The 2,935-nt window shown below is 42.6% G+C and carries 3 protein-coding genes and 1 pseudogene; all 4 read left to right on the top strand.

The genetic code is table 11. The features are described 5' to 3' along the window. Window positions 1–68: 68 nt before the first annotated feature. A pseudogene (locus GVV58_RS15060) lies at window positions 69–536 on the top strand (SOS response-associated peptidase family protein); the annotation flags it as partial. Window positions 537–647: 111 nt separating this feature from the next. Continuing rightward, the gene (locus GVV58_RS15055; protein WP_000038641.1) at window positions 648–1,274 is read left to right on the top strand and encodes a S24 family peptidase; all 627 of its coding nucleotides are present in this window, start codon (window positions 648–650) and stop codon (window positions 1,272–1,274) included. Window positions 1,275–1,288: 14 nt separating this feature from the next. Beyond that, window positions 1,289–2,584: a Y-family DNA polymerase gene (locus tag GVV58_RS15050; protein WP_001190354.1), complete on the top strand. Its 1,296-nt coding sequence runs from the start codon at window positions 1,289–1,291 to the stop codon at window positions 2,582–2,584. A 4-nt stretch (window positions 2,585–2,588) separates the two neighbouring features. After that, window positions 2,589–2,807 (top strand): hypothetical protein, encoded by a 219-nt coding sequence (locus GVV58_RS15045; protein WP_000550047.1) that lies wholly within the window; start codon window positions 2,589–2,591, stop codon window positions 2,805–2,807. Window positions 2,808–2,935: the final 128 nt, after the last annotated feature.

Below are 2,935 nucleotides of genomic sequence, written 5' to 3'. Positions count from 1 at the left end.
ATAGAAGAATTACTGCCACATCGCTGGAAATCCAACTCAAATTAAAAAAATAGGCATGGGGTTCAGCGGACGCTTACAAAGAATTGAAGTTCAGCAGTCATACTTATAACGCCAGAACTGAGTCTGTAGCAGATAAGCCTAGCTTTCGACATGCTTGGAAGTACAGCAAGTTCTGCCTAGTCCCAGTACAAGAATTTTATGAGCCGAAATACATCAATGACAAGCCACACTGGTACACCATCAAGCGTAAAGATGATCAGCCTTTTACTGTTGCAGGGATCTATGATGATGCAGTGATTAATGGCAATAAGGTACGTTCCTTTTCAATGTTGACCATCAATTCGGACCATCACCCTTTTATGAAACAATTCCATGCACCGAAGGATGAGAAGCGATCCATCATCGTTATTCCAGAACAGTACAGAAAAGACTGGCTAACAGCCGATCATGAACATGCGCATGAATATTTCTTTCAAATGCCCGATGAATTCGTCACATTTCCACGCGATGAGCAGAAACAAAACGTCTTATTCTGACGCATCCTTGTTTATCCACAACTTTTTAAATTTGAATTTTAAACGCTGTTAGTAATATCCTATTTAAACAAATTCTACTTCCAAACACGCCTCGTAGCGTAGGAGTATCTCATGTCTAAGAAGTTGCCTATTTACTTCTCTGACGACGCATGGTCATCTTTACAAGAGCTCATGGGTCCAGAGGGTAAACCAAGTCCTACCATCAACACCGTGCTTGAACAAATCGCTGTTCAAAATGAGCTTGTTGAAAAATTAGGGCTTACTGCTGTCCTACCCAAATCCAAAGTATCTATTCCCGTCTCTTTAGAGCGTATTCCTGCAGGTCCGGCCTTCAGCACCAAGGATGAGCAAGACAAAGCACTCGATCTGAATGAGTTCCTGATTCACAACCCTATTTCTACTTTTATTGCCTATGTAGACAGTGAATCCATGCTCGATGCTGGCCTAGAGATTAATGATCCAATCATTATTGATCGCAGTATTGAAGCCAAGCATTACGATATCGTGGTTGCCCTGATTGATGACAATGCCTCGACCATTAAGCGGCTGATGATCACCAATAAGATGTCCAAGTCTGAAATCAAAGAAATATTTGGAGATGAAGATTATCCGCTTCCAGAACTTTGGTTGAAGGCTGAAAATTCGAATTACAATCACATCATTCCTGATGATAGTCAGACCATATCAATCTGGGGTGTGGTGACTTTTAATTTAAAGCGTATTTATCACCGCTCATAAAAAGAAGAATAACCATGCAAAGTGAAAATGAAATATTCGCGTTAGTCGACGTGAATAATTGCTACGTCTCGTGTGAGCGTGTGTTTAATCCTGCCTTGAATGATCGCCCAACCATTGTGCTCAGCAACAATGACGGCTGTGCCGTGGCCAGAAGCCAGGAAGCGAAAGACTTAGGCATCAAGATGGGTGTTCCTGTATTCCAAATTAAAGAGCTGATCAAACAACATAACATTCAGGTGCTATCCAGTAATTTCTCCTTATATGGCGAAATGTCCAAGCGCTTTATGGAGCTGCTTGGGGACTATGTTGCACCAGGAGATCAAGAGGTCTATTCCATTGATGAATGCTTTCTGAAGCTCACAGCTTACGAGCATCTATTTGACCTGACTGTATATGCTCAAGACATGAGGGCTAAGGCTTGGCGTTGGTTAGGCCTACCCTGCTGTATTGGAATTGGTCGCTCTAAAACCGAAGCCAAGATTGCCAATCATCTCGCCAAGAAAAACAAGTTCTTCAATGGGGTCTGTAATCTGGCCCATATGGACCCATGCTCTACAGAAACGCTACTCGCGCAGGTTGATGTGTCTGAGGTTTGGGGCGTAGGCAGACAGAACTGTAAGAAGCTCAATACTATGGGTGTTCAATCTGTGCTGGATCTGATCAATGCCAATCCTAAAGAAATCAAAAAGCAGTTTAGTATCGTGATGGAAAAGACGGTGCTTGAGCTACAGGGCCTTTCTTGTATTGACCTTAGTGATGATACTGTAGCGAAGAAGCAAATCATCAGCAGCCGTTCATATGGCAACCCAGTGTATGAAATGGATGACATTAAAGCTTCGGTTCGGCTTTATGTGGCCAGAGCCGTGAAACGAATGCGGGAAGATGGCTCAATCTGCAAGATGATCGGCGTGTATATCCAAACCAGTCGCTTTGATAATACAGAGCGCTACTCGCCTTACATCGTCGTTCAAATGCATGAGCATACGGATGATCTACTGCTCATCACCAAGGCCGCGATGAAAGGCATCGATCAGATATTTAAGAAAGGCTTTAAGTATAAAAAGGCGGGAATCGTGCTGCTCGAAATTACAGATCAATCCAAGTTTGTGCCCGATCTATTCACGGACTATTCACATAAGCAAGAGCGAGAAAGGCTTTCAGATGCCATCGAAGCCATCAGTGAACGGTTTGGGAAGAATCTCGTCACGCTAGGCATTGCCAACAATAAAGAAGCCACATGGCACATGAATCAAAACCTTAGATCACCTTCGTATTTAACCAAATGGTCTGACTTACCAAGAGTAGGATAAAAACATGCACTTATTTAAATTAACTGACGAACAACTCGCACAAATTCTTATCCCGAAACGATTTGTACCACCTACTCCACCTGAACATGAAGGCAAGAATATGGTCTATGTATTTGATAGTGAGGATAAGTTTGAACTGACTTATGATGAGCTGGTGGAAATCATTAGCAAAGCTAGAATGGCTGGTCCGAAGTTGATACCTGTCTTAGGCACCGTGAATTAAATTGTGCAGTGTTCGCACGCCACTTGAAACATAACTTGATTGGAAATGAATGTAAGCGTCCGCTGAACCCCATGCCTATTTTTTTAATTTGAGTTGGATTTCCAGCGATGTGGCAGTAATTCTTCTAT

The organism is Acinetobacter sp. 18QD2AZ41W (assembly GCF_009829025.1).
Lineage (GTDB): Bacteria > Pseudomonadota > Gammaproteobacteria > Pseudomonadales > Moraxellaceae > Acinetobacter > Acinetobacter pseudolwoffii.
This window is presented reverse-complemented; position numbering and strand designations above follow the sequence as displayed.